Annotated in this window: 1 protein-coding gene; it reads right to left on the reverse strand. The window is 37.5% G+C overall.

Going from position 1 to position 416, the window contains the following annotated elements; translation table 11 throughout:
- Positions 1 to 416: hypothetical protein (locus SB724_RS19435; protein ID WP_410572413.1), on the reverse strand; the 416-nt coding region annotated here is incomplete at both ends.

Consider the following 416-nt stretch of genomic DNA (forward strand, 5'->3'; position numbering starts at 1 on the left):
ATTAATAATAAATTGCTGGTTTGCTGCCGGATTGCAATCCATACTTGTAAGGAAATATCCTGTAAAATAAACACGACCTCCTTTCACAGCAATATCATAAGGCCTTGTCTCCGAAGGAAATAGCTGACCCATCGCATCAAATTGCTTTACCCAAATGAATTCACCTAAAGTGTTTAGTTTTAAAAGATACATACTATAGCCAGTGCCAAGAGCAGTCATTGGGTAAGTGGAATTAGGACTAAAATCAAAATCTACTGTTCCCCTATAGTGTCCGGAGGTGTATACATTTCCTAAATTATCTACCTGAATAGCGTATCCTACATCATAACCATTTCCTGATCCTAATGTCTTTGCCCATTGCAAACCGCCATCCGACAAATTATATTTTGCTATATATGCATCCTCAGAATTGCTTT

The organism is Bacillus sp. SIMBA_031, assembly GCF_046535225.1.
In the GTDB taxonomy this organism is placed as follows: domain Bacteria; phylum Bacillota; class Bacilli; order Bacillales; family Bacillaceae; genus Bacillus; species Bacillus velezensis.